Raw genomic sequence first — 26636 nt, 5'->3', positions numbered from 1 at the left:
GGACATAAATATGTACCAAAGCTGATGATCACCCAATGATGACGCATGTTGTTGGCATTAGGGATCCTTTTGGAAGGAGGAGGGCCGATTGATAGTAAGCAATGAGATGAATGCTGACAAGAGAATGACACCCAAACGAAAAAGATGGTTCACGCGCAATGATTGGACCGGCTATTTGTTCAGCGCCCCATTAATTATCGGCGTGCTCGCATTTGCCATCTATCCGATGTTTGCCGCATTGTTTATCAGCTTTCACCAGACGTCGGGCCTGTCGCTGAACGGAAAGTGGGTGGGGCTCAGCAATTACCGGTATGCACTGGAGGATCCTGTTTTCTGGCAAGCGCTTACAAATACGTTTTTGATGGGCGTCTTGTCCGTGGTGCTCGGCATCGTATTATCCTTTGTACTGGCGAGCCTGATCAACAATCTCAAATGGAACTTCGGCAAAAACTTTTTTAAGGCCGTCTACTTTCTGCCGAACGTCGTATCGGCGGTAGCGACCAGTCTCCTGTTCTCGTTTCTGTTTTTCCCATCGAAAGAAGGGCTGCTAAACTTTGTGCTGAGCTGGTTCGGGGTTCACCATCCCATCGGCTGGTTTACGAATCCGGAGGTGTCGCGCTACAGCATCGTGCTGATGAGCCTGTGGGGGGCGCTTGGCTACAACACGATCATTTTTCTGGCTGGCCTGCAAAGCGTGCCACGCGACCTGTATGAAGCCGCTGAAGTCGATGGGGCGGGCGGGTACAAGAAATGGCTCCATATCACCATCCCTTATTTACGTCCGATCTTCGTCTTTATGCTCATTATGGGCACGATCGGCGGCATGAAGCGGTTCACTGACGTGTGGCTGATCGGCGGTACGGCGGGCAATCCGGGCGGAAGCCTGATGACGGTGGTCCTGTACATATACCGGAACGCATTTTTGGCATCGCAAATGGGTCTGGCCACAGCCGCTTCTTATCTGCTGTTCATCATCATTTTGGTGCTGACCGCAGTCATGATGCTGTTGAACCGCCGCAAAGACAGCCTCGACTGACGCACTAGGGCCAATACCGACTATCAATTTAGAACTACATGATACTTAAGCAAAGGAGGTCCCGCCATGATCCAAACGGCCGATTCCAAGGCGCTGCGCCGCAAAAAAACTCCTGTCAGTCAGTGGATTCTCGCCATCGTGCTGTTTCTCGGCTCCTTTATTATGATCGTGCCATTCCTGTGGATGCTCGTGACCAGCTTTGACTGGGGGGCCCGGCTGAACATTACGTTTCCGCCGAAAATTTGGCCGGAAGAGCCGTCCATACGCACGTATGAAGTGGCCTTTACGAACATTAAAATGTTCCGCTATATCATCAATTCCATCATCGTCAGCGCAGGCGTCATCGTTGTCAGCTCCCTGTCCGCGCTGCTGTCCGGTTATGCCCTCTCCAAGCTGCGGTTCAAAGGGGCGAGCCTGGTGCTTCTGCTGGCGCTGAGTACGATGATGATTCCGTTTGAAATGACCATGATTCCGCAGTACCTGCTCTTCAGCAAGCTGGGGCTTCTGGACAATTATCTGGCTTTTTATTTACCGGCACTTAACTATGCCTTCGGCACGTTTTTGGCCAAAGCCTTCATCGACCAGCTGCCATCCAGTCTGCGCGAAGCCGCCATTCTCGACGGCGCAGGGGAGTTCACCGTGTTCGGCCGGGTGTATTTGCCGCTCTGCACGCCGATTGTCGCCACCATGATCATCCTCCTGTTCCTGGGCGTGTGGAACGAAATGCTGTGGCCGCTGCTGGTGCTGAAGAACGCTGCCAAATATACGATCCAGATCGGCCTGGCGATGTTTACCTATAACAACGGCATCAACCAACAGCCCTCGATCATTATGGCTGCAACGGCGGTCAGTCTCATTCCTGTCGTCGTCGTATATATGTTTTTGCAGCGTTACATTATCGAAAGCATTGCTTTGTCCGGGATCAAGCAGTAAACCCGGCGAAGCGCGGCCTTGGGGCCGCACGGCACCTATGATGATTGCGAACACACTGACTATGAAAAGGGGGAACATGCATGAAAAAATGGCTTCTGCTCCTGCTGTCCTGCACGCTCGTATTCACGCTGGCAGCCTGCTCTGAAGGGTCAGGCAAGGACGTGACCGGCGGCGTGGAAATCAAGCAAGTCTCCGACATGAAAGGAACCGTCCGGGTGGCGCTGGCCGGATGGCAGCTCGACAACGGCATCAACGCGCAGACGGGCAATCCGACGATCGGGCTGACCGAGTACATGGATAAGACGTTCAAGAAAATGTACCCGAATATCAAGGTCGAGCTATACCAAATTCCTTGGGAGAACGTAAAGGCCAAGCAAACGGCGATGCTCATGTCGGGGGATGCCGACGTGCTGTACACCGGGGGAGCTTTTGCCTCCCAATGGTATCAGGACGGACTGCTGCGTGATCTGGACGACCTGATCAAAGAAGACACATCGTTTGATCCCGGCATTTACCTGGACGGCATCATGAACAATTCCTACAGCACCAAGTCGCCGGACGGATCCAAGCAGTTCGGAATTCCTGCCGTGCTGGGCCGCCGCATGACGATCTACGACAAAAAGCTGTTCAGCGACTGGGGCGTCGAAGGCTTGACGGAGAAAGCGACCCCGGAAGAAATATTGGAAAAAGCCAAAAAGATGACCGGCAAAAATCCGAAAACCGGCGAGCAGAACTACGGCGTATACTGGTCGGGCAACTCGCTGAACGGCTCCACTTTTGTGGCGCTGACCCTGGCTTTCGGAGCGAAAGGGGCCGAAGGCTCGCTGAAAGACGTAAAGTCGATCAAATGGCATCTGAACACCCCGGAAATGGTCAAGGTCATGGAATGGCTGAAGGAAGCCGCAAAGCTGCCGCCGGCCGGCTTTATCACAGCCCAGGGAGCGGAAAACTTCGGGCTTGAGAAAAATAACATCGCGATTGCGCTGGACAGCACCGGCGGCGCGACGATGAACGAATTTATCGCAAACAATAACAAGGATTTGCTGGACCGGTTCGAGCCGGTGATGAATATGGGTCCGAAAGGCGAAGGCTGGGTGGCCGTGGATCCGTTCGTCATGGCGAAGAACGCCAAGGACGTGAAAGCTTCCTGGGAAGTTCTCAAATTCCTGACCAGCCCGATGACGCAAAAATATACGTATGAGAACTTCGCGATGACACCGACGATCAAGCAGGCCGATTTTGTGAAGCCGGAAGACAAATATGTGAAAAAGGCGCTGGACATCGCCAATGTCGGGCACTCCGAGCTGATGGACGAAGCAAATCCGTTCTATATGAGCGACATCGTCCCGGCCGTCAACGGCTTTATCAGCAAGGCGGCTTCCGGCAACGCACCGGACATCCAGCAGTTCCTGGACGAACTGCAGGACCGCGCGGAGAAATGGTCCGCCAATTTGAAGTGACAGGTTAAAGCGAGTGCAGGGCCCTTCACGGGGCCTTTGCACTTCCTTTTTACAAGGAGACGCAAGGACGATATTCGAAATTGTATAGCTGCCTAGCGGCAGGAGCAAATGATCCCATTGCGTGTGTTTGAAAAACAGTATGTAAGGAGGTCCCATGATGGTTCGTGTTGGTTTGGTCGGGGCAGGCGGTATCGCCTCCGAGCATTTGAAGCATATTGACGATCATGATCAGGCAGAGCTGGTCGCCGTGTGCGATATTTCCGCGAAGCAGGCGGAACAAGCCGTAAAACGGTATGGTGGTGTCGCCTATACGGATATCCGGCGGATGCTGGCGAACGAGCAGCTGGATGCGCTCTTTGTGTGCGTCCCTCCTTTTGCCCATGGTGATATTGAAGAGCAGGCGGCAGGAAGAGGCATTCATCTGCTGGTGGAAAAGCCGCTGGGTCTGGATATGGGCATTGTACGGCAAAAAGCGGATTTTATCCGGAAAGCGGGTGTCATGACGGCCACAGGCTACTGCCTAAGGTATATGGAGCTGGTACAGAAGGCGAAACAGTACCTGGCCGGCAAAGAAATCGCCATGGTGCGGGCCCACAGGTTCGGCGGGTTGCCGGATACCCCTTGGTGGGTGGATCATGCCAAATCGGGCGGACAGCTGGTAGAGCAGACGACCCATAATGTGGATCTTATGCTGTACTTGGCCGGAACAGTCCACAAGGTCAGTGCAGACATGGCCCTGCTGCTGAACAGAGACGTTCCCGGGATCACGACGCCGGATGCCGCTTCGGTCAACCTGGTGTTCGATTCGGGCGCAATCGGTCACATTGACACCGGTTTTCTACCCCAGCCGGACAGCCGTTCCTCCCTGGAGATCATTGGAAGGGATTTCAGATTGACGCTCGAAGGGACGTCGCTTACCATTCTGGAACCGGAGGAGACGATCATTCTTCGCGGCAAATCCGATTTCTACAAAGTCCAGGATGACGCTTTCATGCGGGCCGTTGCCACGGGTGACCAGAGCTTGATTCTGGCTCCGTATGAAGATGCGATGCACACGCTGGAAGTGACGCTGGCTGCCAACGAATCGGCACAAAGCGGGTTGCCGGTAACCATAACCAAGAGGGGGTAAATATAGAGCCCCTGAAGGAGCCTGCGGGCTCCTTTTTTGCGTATCCGGATAGCCGTAAGGAGTGCATAAACATATCGATGCCGTGCATAATCACGCCTTTTCCATAATCAGGATATGACGGAGTATTCCAGAATAGAATCTGGTAAACCGTTTTCGATCTAGCAATTTGGATTTTTTGGATTCAGTGATTGTATACGTCAATTCGATGAAGGAAACAGTCACAGTTAAGCCAATTTGTATCATCATTACGATGGGGACAGCGCCTTCTAAAAGAAAAAAAATTCCGGATCGAAGGCTCCACTCTCTATCAGGAAACGGGATTCCCGGCTTTCCCTAATTCTTGTTTTCTTGCGAAGATCTTGCTTCTGCTGTCCCAAACAAGGTAAACTCAAACTTAGGCATAAAAAGAGCTGGAACAAGAAGGAAGGATTAGCATGTTGGATCTGAATGTGAATGAGCCGGATCAGCTGGTTCAGGTTGCTCATGCATTGTCCACCCGGGCGAGGGTGGATATGCTGAAACTGCTCTACACGCGGAGCATGAATATCATCGAAATTTCGGAAGCACTCAAGCTGCCGGTGTCGACAGTGGCGAACAACGTCAAAATTTTGGAGGCTGCCAAGCTGCTGACGACGGAGCTTCTGCCCGCGGCCCGGGGGGCGATGAAGGTATGCACCCGCAGTTATGATGACATCCATATCAGTCTCAACCCGGCGATCCAATCGACCAAGGAAAATTACGGCGTGTATGAGGTCGAAATTCCGATCGGATTGTACAGCGATTGCGAAGTATACCCGACCTGCGGCATGGCGAGCGGCACCGAAATGATCATCCGGGAAGACGAGCCGGCGAGCTTCTACCATCCGAAGCATATCGATGCGCAGATCATCTGGTTCCGCAAAGGTTACTTGGAGTACATTTTGCCGCTGGAGCTTCCGCAAAACGTCAAAATCAAGTCGCTTGAGCTGTCCATGGAAATCTGCTCGGAAGCGCCCAATTTCGATAACGATTGGCCCTCGGACATATCGGTCTGGGTGAACGGGCTTGAGATCGGGATGTGGACGAGTCCGGGGGATTTCGGGGACCGCCGCGGCAGGCTGAACCCCTCCTGGTGGCTCGACTGGACGACGCAGTACGGCCTCTTGAAAACGTGGCGGGTCGATGAGGACCGAACGACGCTGGATATGAAAAAGGTATCGGATGTGGGCATCAACGATCTTCAGCTGGAAGGGCGTCCGAATTTGCGCCTGCGGATCGGCGTGGATCCAAATGCGGTCCATAAAGGCGGGGTGAACATCTTCGGGCGGCAGTTCGGCGATTATGAGCAGGACATCAAGATGCGTATTCAATATGTTCCCCTCACGGACGAAGCGTAAAACCATTGTTACAACAAGTTTGTAACAATGGTTTTTTTGTTTCTGTCACCGGGCTTGTGTATTTTTATGGGAGAAGAGCGTGGTTAAGGCAATTTCTTCTTGCTGATAAAGCGATGAAGCCCATTTGATATGCACGAGCATGAGAACAGCCCAAAATTTTTATTACAAAAATATGAAATGAATGCGTTGACAAAATAGAAGTTTAGCCGTAATATAGCCCCATAAGAACAATAAAGTTGTAATAAAACAATAACGTTGTTCTTTAGAACGACTACGGTGACGAAAATGGGGGGTACGTATGAGAAGAAAATTCAGCTTCATGTGGATCACATTACTGTCTCTGACCTTATTGCTCAGCGCCTGCGGCAGCGGCGGCAGCGGCAGCAGTGGCGGGGCGGACAGTGCAGGCGGAGACGCGTCCGGCGGTACTGGTGAAAGCGCTTCGACGGATACGGGCGGCGGCAGCGGCGAGAAAGTGAATCTTTCCTTCTGGACGCTGTTTGACGGCGGAGACGGTGATAACATGCAGGCGATGGTAGACCAGTTCAATAAAGAGCATCCCGATATTCAGGTGAAAAATACGAAGCTCGTCTGGGGCGAGTATTATACGAAGCTGATCACAGCGGTTGGCGCAGGCAACGGTCCGGATGTGGGCATCTCCCATATTTCCCGTCTTCCCGACCTGATCAATCAGGGAGTTGCCACCGAGCTGGACGATTCGGCAAAGGATGCCAACATCGACTGGAGCACGTTCAACCAGAACATTCTGGAAGCTTCCGTTTACGATGACAAGCATTATGCGGTTCCGATCGATACACATCCGTTTATTATGTACTACAATAAAAAGCTGCTTAAAGACGCAGGGCTGCTCGGCGAAGACGGCAAGCCGGTTCTGGAGCAATCGGGCGAGGGATTCATCAAGTTTCTGACAACGCTGAAAGAGAAGCTTCCGAAAGGCAAATATCCGTTTGCGCTTTCGAGCTCCAACGACGATCCATTCCGTTTCTGGTGGGCACTTTATTCGCAGCAGGGCGGCAATGACGTCGTATCCGACGACCTGAAATCAGCCGACATCGACAAAGACAAAGCCGTCAAAGCCGCGGATTATATTAAGGACTTATACCATAAGTACAATTTCATCAAGCTGAACGACCCGGATTTCTATAAAACGTTCCAGAGCGGGAATGCGGCGATCATGATGACCGGCGTGTGGGCGACCGGAACGTGGGAGAAAACGAAAGGGCTGGAATTCGGGGCCATGCCGATCCCTAAAGTTTTCGATCAGGAAGCGACATGGGGCGATTCGCATACGATCATTCTGCCGGCAACGAGCAAAGAAGATCCGGAGAAACGCAAAGCTGCACTGATTTTCGCCAACTGGATCGCCGACCACGGAGAAATCTGGGCGAAAGCGGGCCATATCCCTTCGAAGCCAGCCGTATTCGACAAGCCGGAATTCAAAGAGATGCCGTACCGGAGCGATTATGTCTCGGTGGCAAGCACAGTTAAATTCAACAAGCATTCCGATAAGAACTGGCAGATCCGTGATAACGCACTCTTTAAATATTTGAACGAAGTTTGGTCCAACAAGATGTCGAGCTCGGATGCCGTTGACAAAATGCAAACCGAGATCGGTAAAGTTTTAAGCGAGTAACCATGAGGGTATGATCCATCAGACAGGTTTGGGGCGGCTGGCTCCAAGCCTGCCTGAGCGATGTGGGAGAGGAAGGTGAGTCATGAAGAAGCTTCGGATCGACTTGCAGGCACTGATTTTTTTACTGCCCTTTCTGATTGTGTATGTGTTGTTTACGATCTGGCCGATGATTAAGGGCGCGCAGATGAGCTTTTATAAATGGACCCTGATCCGGAAGATGAAATATGTCGGGTGGGACAATTTCCAGCGCATGTTTCATGACGACCAGTTCTGGGCTGCGGTATGGCATTCTACGATTTTCGTCTTTCTGACGACGCCGACCATGATCGTGCTGGCCATCGCGCTGGCACTTATCGCGAACCGGAAATCCAAGCTGCAGAAGCTGTACCGCAGTGCGTTTTTTCTGCCGAGCATTCTTTCGGTGTCGGTGGCTTCTTATTTAGGGTTGTTTATGTTCCAGCCCTATACCGGCTTCATTAACGGGATTCTGCATGGACTCGGCATCCTGGCGGAAGGGAAAGAGATCTTCTGGCTCACCGAGCCGTCGCTGGCCTGGATTGCGGTCGCCGCTCTAACGCTGTGGTGGACGGTGGGGTTCAACTTTATTTTGTATCTGTCCGCCATGCAGGAAATTCCGGACGAAATTTATGAGGCGGCATCGCTGGACGGAGCGGCCAAAGGGCAGATGTTCTGGCGGATCACGCTGCCGATGATGAATTCGATCACACGGATGATTCTGATGCTGCAAATTATCGCTTCATATAAAGTGTTCATGCAAATTTACATCATTACGGGCGGCGGACCGCTGGATTCGACAAGGCCGATCATCCAGTACATTTACCAGAGCGGTTTCAAAAAAAATGACCTGGGTTACGCGGCGACGATGTCCTATATGCTGTTTGCGATTTTGCTCGTATTGTCGATTATCCAGTATGTCGTTAACAACCGGAAGGAGGCGGCTTAAGGCATGAAATGGGTATACCGGATCATTTCTGTCATCGCGGCGTGCGTGTTTCTGGTTCCGCTGGTCTGGATGCTGGTCGTATCGATCAAGCAGGAAGGGATGAAGGTCTCCGGTTTGTTCGACTGGTTTACGCCGCCATATTCTTTCGCGGTGTACGGACAAATTATCAGCGGCACCAAGCTGATGCAGTGGGTGTGGAACAGCTTCTTCGTCGCAGGCGTCGTCACGGTTCTGACCGTTCTAGTTGCGGCGATGGCGGCTTATGCGTTGTCCAAAATTCCTTTCCGGTTTAAAGCCATCATGTTCTTTTTCATTTTGGCGGGTCTTCTCGTTCCCGGCGAAGCAACCATCATTCCGCTGTATCAGGTCGCCAAGGACATGCATTTGCTGAATTCGTACCAGGGGTTGATCGTCACAGCGCTGGCTTCGCCGATGGCGGTTATCGTGCTTAAAGGATTTTTTGACGGCATCCCGAACGACCTGATTGAGAGCGTGCAGATGGATGGGGGCGGCGTGTGGAAAATATTCGCGGTGATCATGCTGCCGCTGACCCGGCCGGCGCTCGCGTCGATGGCGATTCTGACCTTTATCGGCTCGTGGAACAATTTCCTGTGGCCATTCCTGTCGCTGACAAACGACAAGCTGTTTACGCTGCCGATGGGAATTCCGACCTTGATGAGTCAGTACTCGGAGGATTACGTGAAGCCAATGGTTGTGAACACGCTGTCTTCCATCCCGATCATTATTCTGTTTGTGATCTTTGAACGGCAAATCATCAAGGGGATCAGCCTGTCAGGGATTAAAGGGTGAGCGGCGCGGCCGTAGCCGGGATTGAGCCGAAGCGGCGCGAGCGCGCCATCGATTTGTTCAAAGGACTGCTGATCGTCGGGATGGTGTACTGCCACACGTTGCAATTTTTCAGCGATCCGGTCGTATACCCGTCCATCAGCCGCTGGATCGATTTCTTCAACCTCATCACCTTCTCGGGGTTTGTGTTCAGCTTCGGGTATGTAACGCAGCTTGCTTATTATTCCAAGCCGTTTCGCAGCGCCTGCCCGCGGATGCTGGCGGCCGCGCTGAAAACACTGCTGGCCTTTTATGTATCCGGAACGGCGTTCAGGGTGTTCCATGACGGAGCGCCGCTCCAATGGGACACGATTCGGCCGATCATGCTGCTGAAGGATATTCCGGGCTGGTCCGAGTTCTTGGTGTCTTTTACGTATTTGATGGTCCTCGGCTTGGTGCTGTTCGTTCCGCTGCGTTGGCTTTCCGGGCGAAAGTGGCTGGGTTTTCTGGCGGCCGGCCTGCTGCTTGCAGGGACGCTGTTTCCTTATGGAGCGGTCCATGTTCCCCAGCTTGGGTTATTGGTCGGCACGAGGGATTTCGCCTCGTTTCCGCCTGTTCAATATTTTCCGTATTACTTGCTTGGGATCTTGTTCGCCAAATACCGGATTCGCTTCGACTGGCTCGTTCTCGCCGGATCGGTGCTTGTAACCGGACTGTTTGCGGCAAATTGGCGGTATGCCGGGGAGCTTCCCTCGCGGTTTCCGCCTTCGTTGTTCTGGATTATCGGAGCTGCCTTCATATTATATGGTTATTATTTGCTGGCCAGGGTATTGGAACGCATTCCGTACGCGTTTGGCTTTCTGGAGTCGATGGGGCGGAACGTGCTTTTGTATCTGGTGCTCAGCAATTTACTGATTTTTACGGTAAAAAGCAGCCGGCCGGATCTTCTCGTCGGAAGCGGCGGCGGCTTGCTGTACGCGGCAGGATGGCTCGCCGTATGCGGATTTTGCAGCTGGATCGTTACCAAGCGTACGCGCTAAATGTGATTACTTCAAAGGAGTAGAGAGAAATGACAGAGATGCTGCGCGGCGAATATCCTCGCCCACAATTGGTTAGAGCGGATTGGCTCAACCTTAACGGAGTATGGAATTTTGAATTTGATGACGAAGCGGCCGGCGAGAGGGAAAAATGGTACGAGCATCCTTCCTTCTCGCGGACCATCCAGGTTCCGTTTTGCTATCAGAGCAAGCTGAGCGGAATCGGAGATCCTTCGTTCCATGATATCGTGTGGTACCATCGGAACTTTACGGTGCCAACAGCGTACCAAGGCAAGCGGCTGATTCTGCATTTCGGTGCCGTGGATTATGAATGCAAAGTATGGGTGAACGGCAGGCTCGCCGCTATCCACGAAGGCGGTCATACCCCGTTTGACGCGGATATTACGGACCTGCTTCAGGGAGCGGACAACTCGATCGTGGTCAAAGCCGTCGATTACAGCCGGGACGCGGCGCTTCCGCGGGGCAAGCAGTTCTGGGAGGAACAATCCGCCGGGATCTTCTATACGAGAACGACGGGGATTTGGCAGACGGTATGGATTGAACCCGTGCATGATCTCCATATCCGGAGGATTCGGCTGACGCCGAATATCGATACGAATGAAGTGTCCCTGCAGGCTTTCGTTCAGGGCTGGGACACCCGGGCCAAGCTTCAATTAAAGTCGGTTATTTCTTTCGCGGGGCAAGTCGTTTCCGAAGATTCCTTTTCGGTGACGGGGAAAGACGAGATGCGCCGCATCCGCCTGCACGATTTTAACGATCATGGCTTGGGGCGCTGGTGGTCGCCTGAACGTCCGAATCTGTATGACTTGGAGCTGACGCTCCTGGTTGACGGAGAAGCGGTGGATACCGTCGCCAGTTACTTCGGCATGCGGAAAATTTCGATCGAGGACGGCGTCGTGCTGCTCAATAACCGCCCTTATTATATGAAAATGGTGCTGGACCAGGGGTATTTTCCGGATGGCCTGCTGACGGCTCCTTCCGATGAAGCGCTGAAAAAAGACATTGAGCTGACGAAGGAAATGGGATTCAACGGCGCCCGAAAGCATCAAAAGATCGAAGACCCCCGTTACCTGTACTGGGCGGACCGTTTGGGCCTGCTTGTCTGGGGAGAAATGGCCAACGCGTTCCGGTTCACGGAAACCTATGCCGGTCAGATCACCCGGGAATGGCTGCAGGCGGTGGAGCGGGATTATAATCATCCCTGCATCGTAGCCTGGGTTCCGCTCAATGAAAGCTGGGGCGTAACGAATATATTGGTGAGCCCTGCCGAGCAGCAGCATGCGCTGGCGCTGTATCACATGACCAAATCGCTGGACATGTCACGTCCGGTCATCTCTAACGACGGCTGGGAACTGGTCAAAACCGACCTGGTTACCATTCATGATTACGAATGGCGCAAAGAAGTGCTGGCAGACCGTTATTCGACCGTGGAGCAGGCGCTTCAGGCAAAACCGGGCAACCGCTGGATTCTGGTGCCGGGGTATCCTTATGAAGGACAGCCGCTGCTGCTTACCGAATTCGGCGGAATCTCATTCCAGAAGGGGAACCAGGAAGGGTGGGGTTACTCCGGAGCGTCGAATGAGGAAGATTTCGAACGGCGCCTGGCCGACGTGGTTCAGGGCGCTCTCGCTTCGACCGTGCTTCAGGGCTTCTGCTATACGCAGCTGACGGACGTCGAACAGGAAATTAACGGTTTGCTGACATACGACCGGCAGCCAAAGATTCCGCTGGAGAAGATCCGTGAGATTGTGCAGGGACGTTGATACAGCTTTTAAAATAGAGTGGCTAATATGTAAATAAAGAGTGAAGAGGGCCCCGTTTCGGGGCTTTCTTTTTTTGTAAATGGTGGCATCGCCTAGTTAATCGGTATAAAGACTGTTATAATATATAAGACAAAGATATGATTGATCAGGATAATGTGGGCCCTTTCTTTGTTTAGAACCATCGCGTGACCAATGGAACCCGAGTCCGAATAAAACCATGGTGATACAGGAAAAGGGGAATGAGAAATGGAAATGAAACTGATTTTTACAAACAAAGGCAAAAATGCCATCGGGAACTTCGAAAACGAGGAGCTGATCGAAGTGTTCACGAGGTACAGTAAGACATTGATGAAAAAGTACGATCTTGTCGTGTCGGTTCCCTCTGAAGATAACCGTGACATTACGGCCGACGGTACCATCAATGTGCAACTGAACGACGTCAAATGCGATGTTCAAACGTTCTTCAAGGAACTGGCCAGAGATGTGAAGGTTCCGTTAAAGAAACGGCTGGACGCCGGCGAGACGCTGGATGGCGTGTTTAAGGCGGAGTTGGTCAAATAAGGCATTAGAATAATCGTTAATGAAGAAAAGGGAGCCGGCGGGCTCCCTTTTTTTGATGATCGAGCGGAACCACACAAATAACAGCTTAGCCTTTTAGAGCGGATATTTATCCGTTCACGGCTGCAGCACCGGCCGTTAATTCCGACCAGACCGCCTTCACGTCTCCGGCTTTCATATTTTTTCCGAAGTAATGCCCAATGTTCGATAGGGTCATTTCGTGGGCCTCGGCAGAGGAACCGGCGCAGGCGTCCTCGACGAGCGTCACGTTATAGTCGAGCATAAATGCGTCCCTGGCGGTCGACTCCACGCATACGTTTGTGAGGACGCCGGTCAGGACAACGGATTTGCACCCCAGAGAGCGCAGCATCAAATCGAGGTTGGTGCCGATAAATGCGCTGTACCGATGCTTTTCCACCACATAATCGCCCTCCTTGGGCTCCAGCCCGTACATTTCCGTGCCCCAACTTCCCTTCTCGACGATCCGAAGCGTGTTACCGCTGGCTGTATGCTGCAGCTCCCATGCCTGGGAGGTAGTGCCCGCATCCAACGTCATTTGTACGAAGATGACCGGCACCCCGCTAGCCCTCGCTTGACCGGTAAGGTCATGGATGGGCCGCACACAAGCCTGGAACGCCGGAATATCAACGATTCCCGCGCGGCCGCAGGCTCCGTTTTCGTGGCAAAAATCGTTTTGCATGTCAATGATGATCAGGGCGGTATCCTCCGGATGAAGCCATGCATGGGTACTCAAATGAAATCCCTCCAAAATAAATGTTGTTGTGTTTATGTCAAATAATATAACATTAAAACCCCGATTACAGGATATCGCACTTTTTTATACCCTGAATCACAAGAAATATGATATAAATAGGATAATATATGTTATTTATTCTTACACAATCGAAAATTCCTCCGACCTGCTGATCGGTAAAACCAATTTTTATGGAAGGTGGGGATGGAATGGATCTGGAAGGTCTGCATTCATTTGCAACGATCGCCAAGGAGAAGAGCATTTCCAAGGCTGCCCAGACGCTGCATGTCACCCAGCCGACGCTTAGCGCGAGAATACGCAAGCTGGAGGAGGGGATGGGAGTCAAGCTGCTTGACCGGGGGTGGGACGGAGTGAAGCTGACGCAGGAAGGGCATTATTTTCTGTATTATGCGATCCAGATGGTAAGCCAGTTCAACAATGCCTCCGCGATGCTGAACAAAGCAGACCTGCTGAAGTTCGATCGCTCCCTTGCCGAAGTGACCCGCATGGACCGGATGGTGATCGGCGTCGACACCGGACTGTCCGGCAGGTTCGTGTACCCTCTGGTTGCCGAATTGCAGCGCATTCGCCCCGATCTGAAGTGTAAGTATGTTTCCCGTTCGTCCATGCTGCTCATTGATCTGATCGAGTACGGGGTCATCGATATCGGGCTGTTTTATGATGTGAAGGAATGCCGCCATTTGCAGTCGGTGCATCTTCTGGACGACGAATGGGTGCTGTTGTGTTCGGAAGAAGCCTACCGGGGCGTGATTCGCGAGGATGATGACCTTATCGACGTGCTCAAGCATGACATGTTCGTGCTGTTCGAAAATCCGATCGCCACCTACGTGAATGTATGGGAGGTGCTGTCCAAACTGTTTGGGTCCACGCCAGACAAGTTCCAAATCGTGGACAGCAGCGATATGATGCTGGGGGTTGTGGCCAACGGCCAGGGATACACGTTCGTACCCAAATGCTACGTCCCTGAGTTGTACCTGGAGGCCTATCCGATCCGAATGATCCCTTTTGGTTCCATGCTGCCGGCTCTGCCGGTATACATGGCATACTCGGAAACCGTCCAGCTCGACGTGCCGATCGGCGAATTGCAGCGCAGGCTGCTTGCCAGATACAAGCCGGGCGCAGGGCACACCGCCGCTTCCGGCGGTTTGAATGGATAAGGAGACAAATACAAAATAGGAGCACCCTCCTGGATGAAATGAGCCGGGAGGGTGCTTTTTTACTTGTGCGGATTCAAACGAAGAAGTCGATCGTGCACGGATTCATCATGATGCGGGTGCAGCGGTTGGAGTTGTCATACCGTTTCTAAACATCGGCTGGATGACGGGCTCGATGCCCTCGACATCGATGTCATACAAAGTTCCTAGAAGCGAAAGGAGCGGAATGGCGGCAGACGCTGCCGCTTCAATACGCTCTTTGGCCATCGGGATGCCGATGATCGCTGCCTGCAGAACCTCGGCGGGGCTTTCTTCCGCATCCCTTTCTTCCCGGGTAGTGGCTGTTAGCTTGTATTCGTTATCCATGGTATTCCTCCTCTGGTATGGTATGTAGCGGGCTGATTCGTCTGTCCACTGATCAGGTGATGTGCAGAAACCGGTTCTTCGACTATTCCAGCCCCGGATGACGGAAATGCCAGTCCGTGCTTTGTTCATACGCATGGCCGATGCCGAGGAGCTCCGCTTCGGCAAACGGTTTGCCGATGAGTTGCATGCTGATCGGCATCCCTGCAGCCGAAAAGCCGCAGGGCATGGCGAGGCTCGGCAGGCCGGTTACGTTCGTCGGCATGGTCAGTTCAGCGAAGCGCATGCTGATTTCGACGTCGTGTATGCCGGGCGCAGTTGCCGGGAGGGTTGGGGTAAGCAGGACGTCGGCTGCAGATAGCGCCTGCATATACTCCTGCTGCAGGAGCCGGCGCGCCCGCTGTGCCTGCAAATAGTGGACAGCTGGGATCAGGCGGGCGCCTTCGATCATTCCCCGGACATCCGGTCCGTACTGCTCCGGCTGTTCCCGGTACCACTTCTCGTGAATGGAGGCGACTTCGCCCATGCAAATACCGTTGCCGATCGCGCTGACACGGCTTAAGATCGGGATCTCCACTTCAATGACATTCGCTCCAAGCAGCTTGAACTGCTCCATGGCTGCCTGGAGGGCGGCCTCCACCTCCGGATCGATGCCGTCGTAGTAAAAGGACGAGGGAATCCCGATGGTGATGCCATGCAGATCGCCGCGCAGCATGCCGGTGAAATCTGGGACCGATACGTCGGCCGACGTATCGTCCAGCGGGTCATACCCCGCCATAGCCTGAAGGCAGATGGCGGCGTCTTGGGTCGAGCGCGTCAGCGGGCCGGCGTGGTCCAGCGACCACGACAGCGGAAAAATGCCATGGCGGCTGACCCTGCCGTATGTCGGCTTCAAACCGACGATGCCGCAGGCTGCTGCGGGAATGCGGACTGAGCCGCCGGTGTCCGTGCCTGTGCCCATGTAGGCGAGTCCGGCCGCTACGGCCGATCCCGAGCCACCGCTTGAGCCGCCCGGCGATTTCTCCAGGTTCCACGGATTGCGGCAGGGACCGAAATGAGGGCTGTTCGTCAGCGTCCCGGCGGCAAACTCATGGGTCTGCACTTTGCCGAGCAGGACCGCGCCTGCTTCTCCCAGCTTGCGGACGACGGTGGCATCCGTATCCGGCACGAATGTTTCGAGGATTTTGGAGCCAACAGCCGTCCGGATTCCCTGGGTATTGTAAATATCTTTATGGGCGATAGGAATTCCGTGAAGCGGACCTCTGTACTCTCCTTTCATGATTTCAACTTCGGCCGCTTTGGCCTGGGCTTGCGCGAGATCGGCCGTAACCGTTACGTACGCATTCAACCGGGGATTGAGCGTTTCAATCCGTTCGAGAAGCATCTGCGTTATTTCGACGGGTGAAATGCGGCGGCTGCGGATCCGTTCCGATAAACCGGCGATCGTATCATACAGCAGCTCCTGATGCAGGGTGGTCATAGATAACATCTCCTTTGCGATAAAAAGATTGTGGATGAGTCCTCTACCTCTCGAATGACTTGAACAAATGGATTCTTTAAGGATATCCACCCATAGTTGATTTACCTTCAACCTGTGTCATTTCTATGGAAGAATGATGTTCCTCAAACGCAAAAATCCAATTGTTTTTTGTATATATGGAGGTAATTGTTAAGAAACATAACATATTATCGCCGAAAAGGGGCTAAAACAAGGTATAGAATGTTTCGATATCCTAACATTACAGAATGTATGTTAGTATTTATTACACAAACAGTATTCCTGGCATGCTGCAAAAATCCGCTTGATCAAAGGCCGGGGAGATCCATTTTTCAGAAGCTGCGAAGGAGGGAATATGATGTCAAATCTTTTGGAAATCGACAGCCTTGTCACCTCATTTTCGACCAAGAAAGGGATGGTGGATGCCGTCAGGGGAGTCACCCTGCGGGTCAAAAAAGGCAAGACGACGGTTATTCTCGGGGAATCGGGTTCGGGGAAGAGCGTCATGCTCCGTTCCATTCTGCGGCTGACGCAGCGCGGTTCGAATGTTGCCGGCAGCGTCCGGCTCGAAGGAGAAGACTTGCTGGGCAAATCGCCGAAAGAAATGGTGGCGATCCGCGGGAACCGGGTGGCGATGATATTCCAGGACGCCCTCTCGGCGCTCGACCCGCTGTACCGGGTCGGCGACCAGCTGAAGGAAACGATCAGGGCGCACCATAAGGTGGGGAGAAGGGAAGCGAAGGATAGGGTCATCGAGCTGTTCCGTAAGGTCGGCATTCCTTCGCCGGAGGAAAGGGTGCGTGCCTACCCGCACGAGATGAGCGGCGGCATGCGGCAGAGGGCGGTCATTGCGATGGCGCTCGGCTGCCGTCCCGATCTGCTTCTCGCCGATGAACCGACCACCGCCCTGGACGTTACCATTCAGGCGCAAATCCTTCGGCTGTTCAAGGAGCTTCAGGCCGAGTTCGGGATGTCGATCGTGCTGGTCACCCATGATATCGGCGTGGCCGCCGAAATGGCCGATGATGTCGCCGTCATGTATGCCGGCAAAATCGTCGAGTATGGATCGGCGGAGGAGGTTCTGACCAGACCGATGCATCCCTACACGGCCGGGCTGATTGCGGCGACGCCTCAGAGCAAGCAAACGGGAAGGCTGTCCACCATCCCCGGACAGCCGCCGCTCATTACGGAAATGCCGCCGGGATGCGCTTTTGCACAGCGCTGTCCTTATGCCGAGAGCCGGTGCACGGAGAATGTCCCGGATTACGTAAGCGCGGGACGATCGCAGCAGGCGGCCTGCTTCCAGTTTGCCGGCCGGGAAAGATACGCCCAATAAAAATAATGGAACCCTGTGGAGGTGCCGGAGATGAAACCATACTCAAGCTTGAAAAAAATGTACGCCATCACTCTACTGCTGCTTATCCTGTGCCTCTCAATGGTTCTTAGCGGGTGCGGCAGAGGCGGAGCGGCCGCCGAAGGCTCGGCGGCGAAAGGGACTTTGGTGATTGCCATGTCCGCCGCGAACATCCCGGTACCGGATACGATGCCGACTGAAGGCTACGAAGGGATGCGCTTTGTCGGCTATCAGCTGTACGACGCGCTGGTGAAATGGGATTTGAAGCAGGGCGACAAGCCGGCCGAACTCACGGGCGGCCTGGCCGAATCATGGGAACATTCGAACAGCGATCCGACCGAGTGGACCTTTCATCTGCGCCAAGGGGTTAAGTTCCATGACGGAACGCCGTTTAATGCGGATTCCGTCATCTTTGCCCTCGACCGTCTGCTGAAGCCGGATTCCCCGTATTACGATGCAAAAATTGCCGGTTCCACCGGCAGCTCGCTTCGTTTTATCGCGAAGTACGCCAAGGCTGACGAAAACACGGTTCGAATTTATACCAACGGACCATACAGCTTTCTGCTGTACGACTTGGCCAGCATCCTGATACCAAGCCCGGAAGCGGTCAAGAAGTACGGCGGGGATTATGCGAGTCATCCCACCGGAACAGGGCCCTTCAAATTCGTGAGCATGAAGCAGGGGCAGGAATTGGTTATGGATAAGAACGACAAGTACTGGGGCACGGTCCCGAAACTGGAACGGGTGGTGCTCCGGCCGATCAGCGATCCGTCTGCCCGGCTCGCGGCAATTCAGTCCGGGGAGGTCAACTGGGCCGAGATTCCGCCAACCGAATCGATTGAGCAGCTGAAAAGCATGGGATTCCAGGTGCTGACCAATACGTACCCGCACATTTGGCCGTATGTCCTGAACACGGCCGATGGCCCATGGAAAGACAAAAAGGTGCGGCAGGCGGCGAATTACGCCATCGACCGAGAGGGCATGAGCGCCGACTTGCTGGGCGGCGCCTCCATCCCGGCGACGCAGCTGATGTACAAAGGGCATGCTTGGTACAGTTCCGATGCGGAGCCGTATGCCTATGACCCGGACAAAGCCAAGAAGCTGCTGGCGGAAGCGGGTTATCCCAATGGCTTCTCAACCACCTTCCTGGTCCCGACAAGCGGATCCGGCAACATGTGGCCGGTGCAGATGAACGAATACGTTCAGAAGGACCTGAAGGCTGTGGGGATCGACGTGAAAATCGAATCTATCGAGTGGCAGTCGCTGCTGACCCAGTATCTTCAAGGGTTCCCCAAAGACAAGAAGGTGGGCGCAATAAATATTTCCCTTCCGACCATTGCCCCGAACTCCTTCCCGAATTTCTTCTCGTCGGCGGCTCTGTTTCCGAAAGGCTTGAATATCGGCGGATACTCCAATCCGGAGCTGGATCGGATATTGAACGAGGCGCAGACCAGCTTCGACGCCAGTAAGCGGGATGCGCTGCTGAAGCAGGCCTCGGCGATCATTGCGGAGGACGCCCCTTGGATCTTCGTCGTGCATGACCTGAACTTGAGGGTGCTCGCGCCGGATATTCACGGCTTTGTTCAGCCTCAGTCCTGGTTTGCGGATCTGACGGGCATCTCCATCGAGTAAAAAAGGGGGTATACGCGCATGGTTGCTTTTATCAGTAAACGTCTGCTTCTGTTCATCCCCACGCTGTTTGGTGTATCCGTCATCGTGTTTCTGATGCTCCAAATGGTCCCCGGCGATCCCGTCAACACGATCGTTCCTGCGGATGCGACCGAGGAAGAGCGGATGCGGGTAACACGCGAGCTTGGGCTCGACAAGCCGATTTATGTGCAGTTCATCTATTGGCTCGTCCATATGTTTCAAGGGGATATGGGGACATCTATCATCAAGCGGCTGCCGGTCAGCGAACTGCTGCTCCCGGCTATAGGAAATACGCTGCTGCTGGCGGCGGCTTCCGCCGTCGTATCGTTCGGCCTCGGACTGGCCATCGGCGTTTACAGCGCATACCGTCCCAAATCGTGGGCGGCTGCCCTGTTCAACGTGCTGGGACTCGCGGGAATCGGCATGCCGAATTTCTGGGCCGCGCTGATTCTGATCGGGATATTTTCCGTCAGTCTCGGCTGGCTCCCTTCCTCCGGGATACAGAGTATCGGGGGTGGAGGTCTGCTGGATACCTTCAGACACCTGATCCTTCCGACGATTGCGGCTTCCCTGACGACACTTGGCGTTATGACCCGGATGGTGCGCAGTACGATCGCGGGTTTGCTCCAGCAGGACTTCGTGTTCGCGCTGCAGGCCAAAGGTGCGCCGGCAGGCAAAGTGCTGCGCCATGTGCTCAAGAACGGCATGCCGACCATTTTGACGGTGGCCGGGCTCCAATTCGGCTATTTGATCGGCGGCTCCGTCCTCGTGGAAACGGTCTTTGCCTGGCCCGGCATCGGCCAGTTGATCTACCAGGCGATCGGGCAGCGGGACTTTCCCATCGTCCAATCGGGCGTTCTTGTGGTAGCTGTCGCTTTTGTTCTCATCAATCTGGCAGTCGACTCACTGCATGCGGTTCTTGATCCAAGAGTAAGGCATTCTTGAAAGGAGTGGGCAGCATGGCTACCAATGTTCAATCCATTGTTCCCGATGCGGCTTCGGCCGCAAGTTTGCCAAAACAGCCCTCGCAGGCTGCCGAACGATGGCGGGCGTTCTGCAGGCGGAGAGCGGCGATGGTCGCGCTGGTCATTCTCGCCGCGATCGTCCTCGCCTGCATCGCCGCCCCGTGGCTGTCCCCGTATGATCCTTACGCGGGTAACGTCAAAGAGAGGCTTCTCCCTGTCGGGTCTGCGGGACATCTTCTTGGCACGGATGAACAAGGCCGGGATTTGCTCACCCGGATCTTGTACGGGGGGCGGCTGAGCCTGCTGTCAGGCATCGTCCCTGTCATTATCGCCGTTATCCTAGGTGGCGGGCTTGGAATCATCGCCGGATATTTTAAAGGTATCGTCAACACGCTCATCATGCGCTCGCTGGACATTTTATTCTCGTTCCCGGCGATTCTGCTGGCCATCGGCATCTCCGCTTCGCTCGGTCCGGGCATCAGCAACATCATGATCTCGGCGACGATCGTCTTCATTCCACCGATTGCCCGCATTGCCGAAACGGCCGTGAAGGAGGTGAAGAAGGAGGAGTATATCGAAGCTGCGCTGTCCAGCGGGGCCGGAACGGGGCTCATCATCCGTTTTCATGTCGTAAACAACATTTTTTCTCGACTGTTTGTCTACAGTACGACCCAGATCGGCATCTGCCTCATGCTCGCGTCCGGTCTGAGCTTTCTGGGACTCGGCGTATCGCCGCCGACGCCAGAGTGGGGATTTATGCTGAACAATTTGAAACAAGTCATATTTATTGACCCCATCGTTACGATCGTCCCGGGCGTCTTTATATTCGTCACATCGCTTGCGCTCAACATCGTATCCGACGCCTTGTCGGATGTACTGGACAGCAAAGGTTAAGGAGGGATAACAGATGGAGCACATTCTTGAAGTGACCGATGTCAGCAAGACCTTCCCCCTGCGGGGGATGTTCGGACAGAGCAAGGGAGAGGTGTCCGCCGTCAACGGGGTATCCTTCACGCTGAAATCCAAGGGTACGCTCGGCATCGTCGGCGAGTCCGGATGCGGCAAGTCAACTTTGGCCCGGCTGATCATGAGGCTGATTGAGCCTGACCAAGGGCGGGTCCGATACAAGAACGAGGATTTGCTGAAGCTCGGCGGTTCCGATTTGAAGAAGATGAGGAAACGGATTCAAATGGTGTTTCAAAATCCTTATTCTTCGCTGAATCCGAAGCTGACCATTCTGGATAATGTGGCGTTCCCGCAGTGGGCCAATGGAACCGGGCGGGCTGCCGCCAGTACGCAGGCATACCGTTATTTGGATGCGGTAGGCTTGCCCAAATCCTATGCCGCGAAGCATCCGCATCATTTAAGCGGCGGGCAGAGGCAGCGCGTGGCCATTGCCAGGGCGCTCGTGCTCGAACCGGACATCGTCATTGCCGACGAGGCGGTGTCGGCACTGGACAAATCGGTGCAGGCCCAGGTGCTGAACCTGTTTCAAGATCTGAAAAAGGAGTTCGACCTGTCGCTGATCTTTATTTCCCACGATCTGCATGTAGTGGAATATATGAGCGACGATGTCATGGTTATGTATTTGGGCGGCGTCGTGGAGAAGGGGCCGAAGGAAGAAGTTTTCGCGAATCCACGGCATCCTTACACGCAGGCGCTTCTAGAGTCGGTGCCCTCGGTGGACCTGGCCGTTCGCAAGGCGCCGGAAACCGTGCTGCTGAAGGGTGACCTCCCGAGTCCGCTGAATCCGCCGTCCGGCTGCCGCTTCCGGACGCGGTGCATGTTCGCCGAAGCGCGCTGCGCACAGAATGTGCCAGCTCTCGTTGAGGTAGGTGAGGGTCATCACACGGCGTGCTTGCTGGTACACGAAGGAATGGCGGCCGTTCAAAATTTGTAGAAGGGTGTGTGAATATACGATGACAAATCCAAAGTTCGGCTCTAGCGAGGTTCAGGACATCGTTACGGTAGCTGCGATAAATTTTCATCCCAAATGGGGGGATAAGGCGGATAATTTGAAGCGCATGAAAGGCTATGTGCGGACGGCGGCGAAGCAGGGCGCGGATTTGATATTGTTCCCGGAAACCGCGCTAACCGGCTACGGTGTCAAGAATGACAACCCTGAAATGCAGAGGCAGAATGCCGAAACGGTGCCCGGCGAATCGACGCTGGCCCTTGCTGAGCTGTCCAAGGAATACGGTGTGTATGTCGTGCTTGGGACGCCGGAGCGGGATGCGGCGAACCCGGATATCATCTACAATTCCGCGGCCGTGATCGGTCCGGAAGGCGTAATCGGCGCCTACCGCAAAATCCATCCGGCAGCCAAGGAGTCGCTATGGGCGACAAAGGGCAGCGAGCCGCTCATGTTCGACACGCCATGGGGACCGGTGGGGGTCGGCATCTGTTACGATTCCTACTGCTTCCCCGAACTGGTCCGGTATTATACCGCGCTTGGTTCGCGGATATATTTGAATCCGACGGCGATCCACAATGTGGAGGGATGGCAGGACATGTATTACACGACGCTCAAATCGAGATCGCTGGAGAACGGCACGTTTATCGTCAGCTCGAACCTTGTCGGCCAGGATTACGATTCATATTTTCCCGGTGGCAGCATGATCGTCGGTCCTGCAAGCCACATTGGCACGGAATACAAGGGGGCGCCGGTCGAGGACAAGGAGGCGGTCGTCCTGGCGACCCTCGATTTGAGCCAGGCGGGAGGCCGGCTCCCGTTGTTTGAGCACAATCCGCTGACCGGTGTGCCGGACTGGAGGCCTGACATATACCTGCACATGCTGAGCGGCATAACCCGGAACGGCAAGTGGGCCGGCAGCTCTGAAAATAAGCTGCTCCCTAAGCCGTCGGCCGCCGTCATCGTGTAAACTCGTCTGCCGATAACGAACAAAAGCCGCCCTCTGCCTGGTCTGTTAGACTAGGGAGAAGGCGGCTTGTTGTTATGCTTGACATGCTCGGCGTCGGAACGATTAGAGGTCAGGGAATGCAGCTTACCGCTGCTGTATAGCTTAGCGTTCGTCCGAAGTCAGGTCCAGCCAATCAAGCTCCGCACGGCTCAGCTGAATCCGGGAGCCCTCGTCGCAGGAACGCAGCTCTTCTGCCGACTGGGCGCCAATCAGGGCGCAGGTCGGGAACGGCTGGTTCAGCACATATGCGAGGGCGATTTGGATGGCGGTCACGCCGCGCTCCGCGCCGAGCTGCTTCGCACGTTCCAGGCGCTCCCAGTTGGCGTCGCTGTAGAACACACGGACCAGGTCGGCGTTGTCGCGGACTTCCGGCGTAAACCGGCCGGTAAAGAAGCCTCTTGCCTGGGAAGACCAGGAGAAGAGCGGAAACTGCTCGGCTTCATGCCAGGCGCAGGTTTCGGCATCGGCCGAGACGCAGCCTTTCCAGAACGGCTCGTTCGGCTTGGCAAGGCTGAGGTTCGGGCTGCTGAAGGTAAAGCCGGTCAAGCCTTTCTCGGCCGCGTAATCGTTGGCTTCCTTGATCCGCTGCCACGTCCAGTTGGAACAGCCGATGGCGCCGACGGTACCTGATTTGACATACTCGTTCAAAATTTCGATCACTTCGCCGGCAGGCACGTTCGGATCGTCCCGGTGCAGCGCGTACAGATCGATAAAATCGGTCTGCAGCCGCTTCAGGCTGGTCGTAATATCGTGCCGGATTGCTTCCTTGTTGACGCGCGGACCGTTCTGGTCGTGATGGGCGCCCTTGGTCAGGATGACGATCTGATCCCGGTTGCCGCGCTCCTTCATGTAACGGCCCAGCACTTCTTCGCTTTCGCCGCCGCAGTAGATGTGGGCGGAGTCGACGGAATTGCCGCCGATGGCCAGATACGCGTCCATATTAGCCGCGGCTTTATCGTACGAATTGTGGTAAAAGTAGTCCGTGCCTTTCATCAAACGGGAAACCTTTTTATCCAGACCTTTGACGGAAATGTATTCCATGGATGATACCCTCCTAAGCTATTGTGGTTTTTTATGGATCGTTACAGCGCGACCCGGGTATGCTCGCGAGCAGACAGCAAGCAGGCGTCAATCACTTTCATGTTGTGAATCGCATCATCGGGCTGGAACTGCAGCGGCGTCTTGTTAATAATGGCCCGGGCGAGCTGATCGGCCTGCAGGCTGTATGCGTTTACATGAGGAACCTCGATTTCGCTCCGTTCCCCGCGTACGGTCAAGTAGAAGTTGCCGCTGCCCGGCGTCGGTGTAACGTAGGCTGAAGGCACCTCGATGATGCCGTCCGTGCCGAGGATTTCCAGCGGATTGCGCGACGCGGCCCACATGGCGCAGTCGAAGGTCAGTGCAACGGAGCCGTCAAATTCGATGAGGCCGGAGGCCATCATATCGACATCGTCATGCTCCGGCGAGAAGAAGGCGTTCACCGTGACGGCGATCGGTTCCCTGCCGAGCAGCAGTCGAGCCGCGTTGATTGGATAGCATCCGACGTCGTAGATCGAGCCGCCGCCCCAATCCTTGCGGTAGCGGACGTTCGTTTTGTCGCCGGCGTTGTTAAAAGTAAAGGCGCTGCGGATGCCGCGGACTTCGCCGATTTGGCCCGAGTCGATAATCTGCTTGATCTTGTCGTAGCGGGGGTGGTAACGGTACATGAAGGCTTCGGACAAGTACACGCCCGCGTTGGCGGCGGCTTCAGCCATTTCAGCGGCTTCGCTTTCGGTCAGGGCCAGTGGCTTCTCGCATAGGATATGCTTGCCGGCTTCCGCCGCGTGGATTGTCCACTCTTTATGAAGATGATTCGGCAAAGGAATGTATACGACGTCGATGGACGGATCCTCAAGCAGCGCCTCGTAGCTTCCGTAAGCGACCGGAATATTCAGGTCCGCCGCCGTCTGCTTTGCTTTCTCCTCGTTCCGGCTGGCGATGGCGGCGACTTCATTCAGCTCGGACTGCTGCACCCCGGGAATGACTGAGCGCTTGGCGATGCCCGCGCAGCCCAGGACGCCCCATTTCAATTTCTGGCTCATGTTCGTGTATCATCTCCTCAAGAAGCTTATTTATGATTATATTGCGATTATAAAAGATTATATTTAAAATTAATATAATACGATTTTGCAATGTATTATAACAATATTGTCATTTGAGGTGAGGACAGGTGAAGCGGCAAAGCCATTTGCTGACCCTTCCGTCGATGCCGTTTTTCTGTTTTCCCGAATCGGTCGGCTTTTACCGGAACGATCCGGGTCACAGCGTATTCCGGGAGGCGGGGGCCTTGAACAATTTCAACATTCATTACGTGGCTGCAGGCAGAGGGTACGTGGAAGTGGAGGATGTGGTCTATGAGCTGGGGCCGGGAGAGGCCGTGCTGTATTTTCCCATGCAGCGCCAGCGGTACTACAGCAGCGAGGAAGACCCGTGGGATATCCGCTGGTTTCACTTCTACGGGAGCGGTCTGCAGGATTATTTGATCGAACGCGGTCTGCATCACAGCCTCTTATGGACGATCCGCCAATCGGCTTCGTTTGAGCAGGCGCACGAAAATCTGCTGCAGGAGGCGGAAGAGCACCGGATGCTCCACCCGGTCCGCCTCTCGACACTTACTTACGCGCTGCTGGCCGAATTTATCGAGCATGCCACCCCGTTGTCTCCGGTCAAATCGAACAATTCGGGCAGCCGGATCCTGGAGCTGCTTCCGGTCATGCAGCAGGAGGCTGTCAAGCCGTTCATCCTGGAGGATTGGGCGGGCAGACTTGGCATATCCACCTACTACTTCTGCAAGCTGTTCCGCAGCGTAACCGAGATGACGCCGATGGAGTTCATCACGCGCTGCCGCCTGCAGATGGCGAAGCAGTGGCTGCTCGAGCGAAAGAGTACGACGATCGGGCAGATCGCAGAGGACGCGGGTTATCCAAGCGTGAGCTATTTCAACAAGCGTTTTATGGAGCATGAGGGGATGACGCCCTCGGCTTACCGGCGGTTATACGGAGGGGCGTAAGCGTAAGGGATCGTTCGGCGGTAATCCGCGGGGATAACATTTGTCCCATAATTGAGATTCTTCCTGCCACCTGACCAAATACCACCGTTACTCCTAGCAATTTTAAAAAGTACAGTAAAAAAGCCGGTCCCTCGCAAGTAGAGGGACCGGCTTTTTTGCTTTGATTTCAGTTCTTCGCTGTCTTTTTACG

At 54.5% G+C, this 26636-nt stretch carries 24 protein-coding genes; 19 read left to right on the top strand and 5 right to left on the bottom strand.

Translation table 11 applies throughout. From position 1 onward, the window contains the following. The first annotated feature begins 106 nt into the window (after window positions 1–106). The 11 genes from ABIE48_RS19330 to ABIE48_RS19280 all read left to right on the top strand — a co-directional run bounded on the left by ABIE48_RS19330 (window position 107) and on the right by ABIE48_RS19280 (window position 12720). Window positions 107–1036, top strand: coding sequence for a carbohydrate ABC transporter permease (locus tag ABIE48_RS19330; protein ID WP_076171734.1), 930 nt, complete (start codon window positions 107–109; stop codon window positions 1034–1036). 66 nt (window positions 1037–1102) lie between these two features. Beyond that, complete coding sequence (locus tag ABIE48_RS19325; RefSeq protein ID WP_192715575.1) at window positions 1103–1969, top strand: carbohydrate ABC transporter permease; 867 nt, start codon at window positions 1103–1105, stop codon at window positions 1967–1969. 80 nt (window positions 1970–2049) lie between these two features. Beyond that, window positions 2050–3429 (top strand): extracellular solute-binding protein, encoded by a 1380-nt coding sequence (locus ABIE48_RS19320; RefSeq protein ID WP_076170990.1) that lies wholly within the window; start codon window positions 2050–2052, stop codon window positions 3427–3429. Window positions 3430–3586: 157 nt separating this feature from the next. After that, window positions 3587–4558 (top strand): Gfo/Idh/MocA family protein, encoded by a 972-nt coding sequence (locus tag ABIE48_RS19315; protein WP_192715574.1) that lies wholly within the window; start codon window positions 3587–3589, stop codon window positions 4556–4558. Window positions 4559–4992: 434 nt separating this feature from the next. Next, complete coding sequence (locus tag ABIE48_RS19310; protein WP_076170998.1) at window positions 4993–5934, top strand: ArsR/SmtB family transcription factor; 942 nt, start codon at window positions 4993–4995, stop codon at window positions 5932–5934. Between the two features lie 298 nt (window positions 5935–6232). Next, window positions 6233–7588 (top strand): ABC transporter substrate-binding protein, encoded by a 1356-nt coding sequence (locus ABIE48_RS19305; RefSeq protein WP_145024028.1) that lies wholly within the window; start codon window positions 6233–6235, stop codon window positions 7586–7588. An 82-nt stretch (window positions 7589–7670) separates the two neighbouring features. Then, a complete protein-coding gene (locus tag ABIE48_RS19300; RefSeq protein ID WP_076171002.1) occupies window positions 7671–8552 on the top strand; it encodes a carbohydrate ABC transporter permease in 882 nt (293 codons plus the stop codon). Between the two features lie 3 nt (window positions 8553–8555). Beyond that, entirely contained in the window at window positions 8556–9362 is an 807-nt protein-coding gene (locus tag ABIE48_RS19295) for a carbohydrate ABC transporter permease (RefSeq protein ID WP_105442161.1), read from the top strand. Next, complete coding sequence (locus ABIE48_RS19290; protein WP_192715573.1) at window positions 9359–10378, top strand: hypothetical protein; 1020 nt, start codon at window positions 9359–9361, stop codon at window positions 10376–10378. The genes ABIE48_RS19295 and ABIE48_RS19290 overlap by 4 nt, the downstream gene beginning before the upstream one ends. A 29-nt stretch (window positions 10379–10407) precedes the next feature. Next, window positions 10408–12159 carry a glycoside hydrolase family 2 protein gene (locus ABIE48_RS19285; protein WP_192715572.1) on the top strand — a complete coding sequence of 584 codons (1752 nt, stop codon included), beginning with the start codon at window positions 10408–10410 and terminating at the stop codon, window positions 12157–12159. Window positions 12160–12405: 246 nt separating this feature from the next. Beyond that, entirely contained in the window at window positions 12406–12720 is a 315-nt protein-coding gene (locus ABIE48_RS19280) for a hypothetical protein (protein ID WP_105442164.1), read from the top strand. Between the two features lie 106 nt (window positions 12721–12826). On the opposite strand, the gene ABIE48_RS19275 is transcribed toward ABIE48_RS19280, so the two are convergent. Then, complete coding sequence (locus ABIE48_RS19275; RefSeq protein ID WP_192715571.1) at window positions 12827–13471, bottom strand: cysteine hydrolase family protein; 645 nt, start codon at window positions 13469–13471, stop codon at window positions 12827–12829. A 209-nt stretch (window positions 13472–13680) separates the two neighbouring features. Here ABIE48_RS19275 and ABIE48_RS19270 point away from each other — a divergent pair, with 209 nt between their 5' ends. Then, on the top strand, window positions 13681–14649 hold the full coding sequence (locus ABIE48_RS19270; RefSeq protein ID WP_192715570.1) for a LysR family transcriptional regulator: 969 nt from the start codon (window positions 13681–13683) through the stop codon (window positions 14647–14649). Between the two features lie 105 nt (window positions 14650–14754). Here the strand turns inward: ABIE48_RS19270 and ABIE48_RS19265 are convergent, their stop codons facing one another. Both ABIE48_RS19265 and ABIE48_RS19260 read right to left on the bottom strand, forming a co-directional pair. Then, window positions 14755–15012, bottom strand: a complete 258-nt coding sequence (locus ABIE48_RS19265; protein WP_192715569.1) for a hypothetical protein — start codon at window positions 15010–15012, stop codon at window positions 14755–14757. Window positions 15013–15094: 82 nt separating this feature from the next. Further along, window positions 15095–16489, bottom strand: coding sequence for an amidase (locus ABIE48_RS19260; protein ID WP_192715568.1), 1395 nt, complete (start codon window positions 16487–16489; stop codon window positions 15095–15097). A 376-nt stretch (window positions 16490–16865) separates the two neighbouring features. On the opposite strand from ABIE48_RS19260, the gene ABIE48_RS19255 reads away from it, so the two are divergent. The 6 genes from ABIE48_RS19255 to ABIE48_RS19230 are packed head-to-tail and all read left to right on the top strand — an operon-like array spanning window position 16866 to window position 23358. Then, window positions 16866–17843 carry an ABC transporter ATP-binding protein gene (locus ABIE48_RS19255; RefSeq protein ID WP_192715567.1) on the top strand — a complete coding sequence of 326 codons (978 nt, stop codon included), beginning with the start codon at window positions 16866–16868 and terminating at the stop codon, window positions 17841–17843. A gap of 30 nt (window positions 17844–17873) precedes the next feature. Continuing rightward, window positions 17874–19493: an ABC transporter substrate-binding protein gene (locus ABIE48_RS19250; RefSeq protein ID WP_192715566.1), complete on the top strand. Its 1620-nt coding sequence runs from the start codon at window positions 17874–17876 to the stop codon at window positions 19491–19493. Between the two features lie 18 nt (window positions 19494–19511). Beyond that, window positions 19512–20456, top strand: coding sequence for an ABC transporter permease (locus tag ABIE48_RS19245; RefSeq protein ID WP_192715565.1), 945 nt, complete (start codon window positions 19512–19514; stop codon window positions 20454–20456). Between the two features lie 14 nt (window positions 20457–20470). Further along, window positions 20471–21370, top strand: a complete 900-nt coding sequence (locus ABIE48_RS19240; RefSeq protein ID WP_192715564.1) for an ABC transporter permease — start codon at window positions 20471–20473, stop codon at window positions 21368–21370. Between the two features lie 13 nt (window positions 21371–21383). Beyond that, on the top strand, window positions 21384–22376 hold the full coding sequence (locus ABIE48_RS19235; RefSeq protein WP_192715563.1) for an ABC transporter ATP-binding protein: 993 nt from the start codon (window positions 21384–21386) through the stop codon (window positions 22374–22376). Between the two features lie 19 nt (window positions 22377–22395). Further along, entirely contained in the window at window positions 22396–23358 is a 963-nt protein-coding gene (locus ABIE48_RS19230) for a carbon-nitrogen hydrolase family protein (RefSeq protein WP_192715562.1), read from the top strand. 141 nt (window positions 23359–23499) lie between these two features. On the opposite strand, the gene ABIE48_RS19225 is transcribed toward ABIE48_RS19230, so the two are convergent. Together ABIE48_RS19225 and ABIE48_RS19220 are read right to left on the bottom strand one after the other, a co-directional pair. Continuing rightward, the gene (locus ABIE48_RS19225) at window positions 23500–24438 is read right to left on the bottom strand and encodes an aldo/keto reductase (protein ID WP_145024056.1); all 939 of its coding nucleotides are present in this window, start codon (window positions 24436–24438) and stop codon (window positions 23500–23502) included. Window positions 24439–24479: 41 nt separating this feature from the next. Continuing rightward, the gene (locus ABIE48_RS19220; protein WP_145024058.1) at window positions 24480–25478 is read right to left on the bottom strand and encodes a Gfo/Idh/MocA family protein; all 999 of its coding nucleotides are present in this window, start codon (window positions 25476–25478) and stop codon (window positions 24480–24482) included. A 128-nt stretch (window positions 25479–25606) separates the two neighbouring features. Between ABIE48_RS19220 and ABIE48_RS19215 the strand changes: the two genes are divergently transcribed. After that, window positions 25607–26446, top strand: a complete 840-nt coding sequence (locus ABIE48_RS19215) for a helix-turn-helix transcriptional regulator (protein WP_145024060.1) — start codon at window positions 25607–25609, stop codon at window positions 26444–26446. Window positions 26447–26636: the final 190 nt, after the last annotated feature.

Source organism: Paenibacillus sp. OAE614, from assembly GCF_040546645.1.
GTDB lineage: Bacteria > Bacillota > Bacilli > Paenibacillales > Paenibacillaceae > Paenibacillus_AQ > Paenibacillus_AQ favisporus.
Note: the sequence above shows the minus strand (reverse complement) of the source record. Positions and strands in the feature narration are given on the sequence as shown.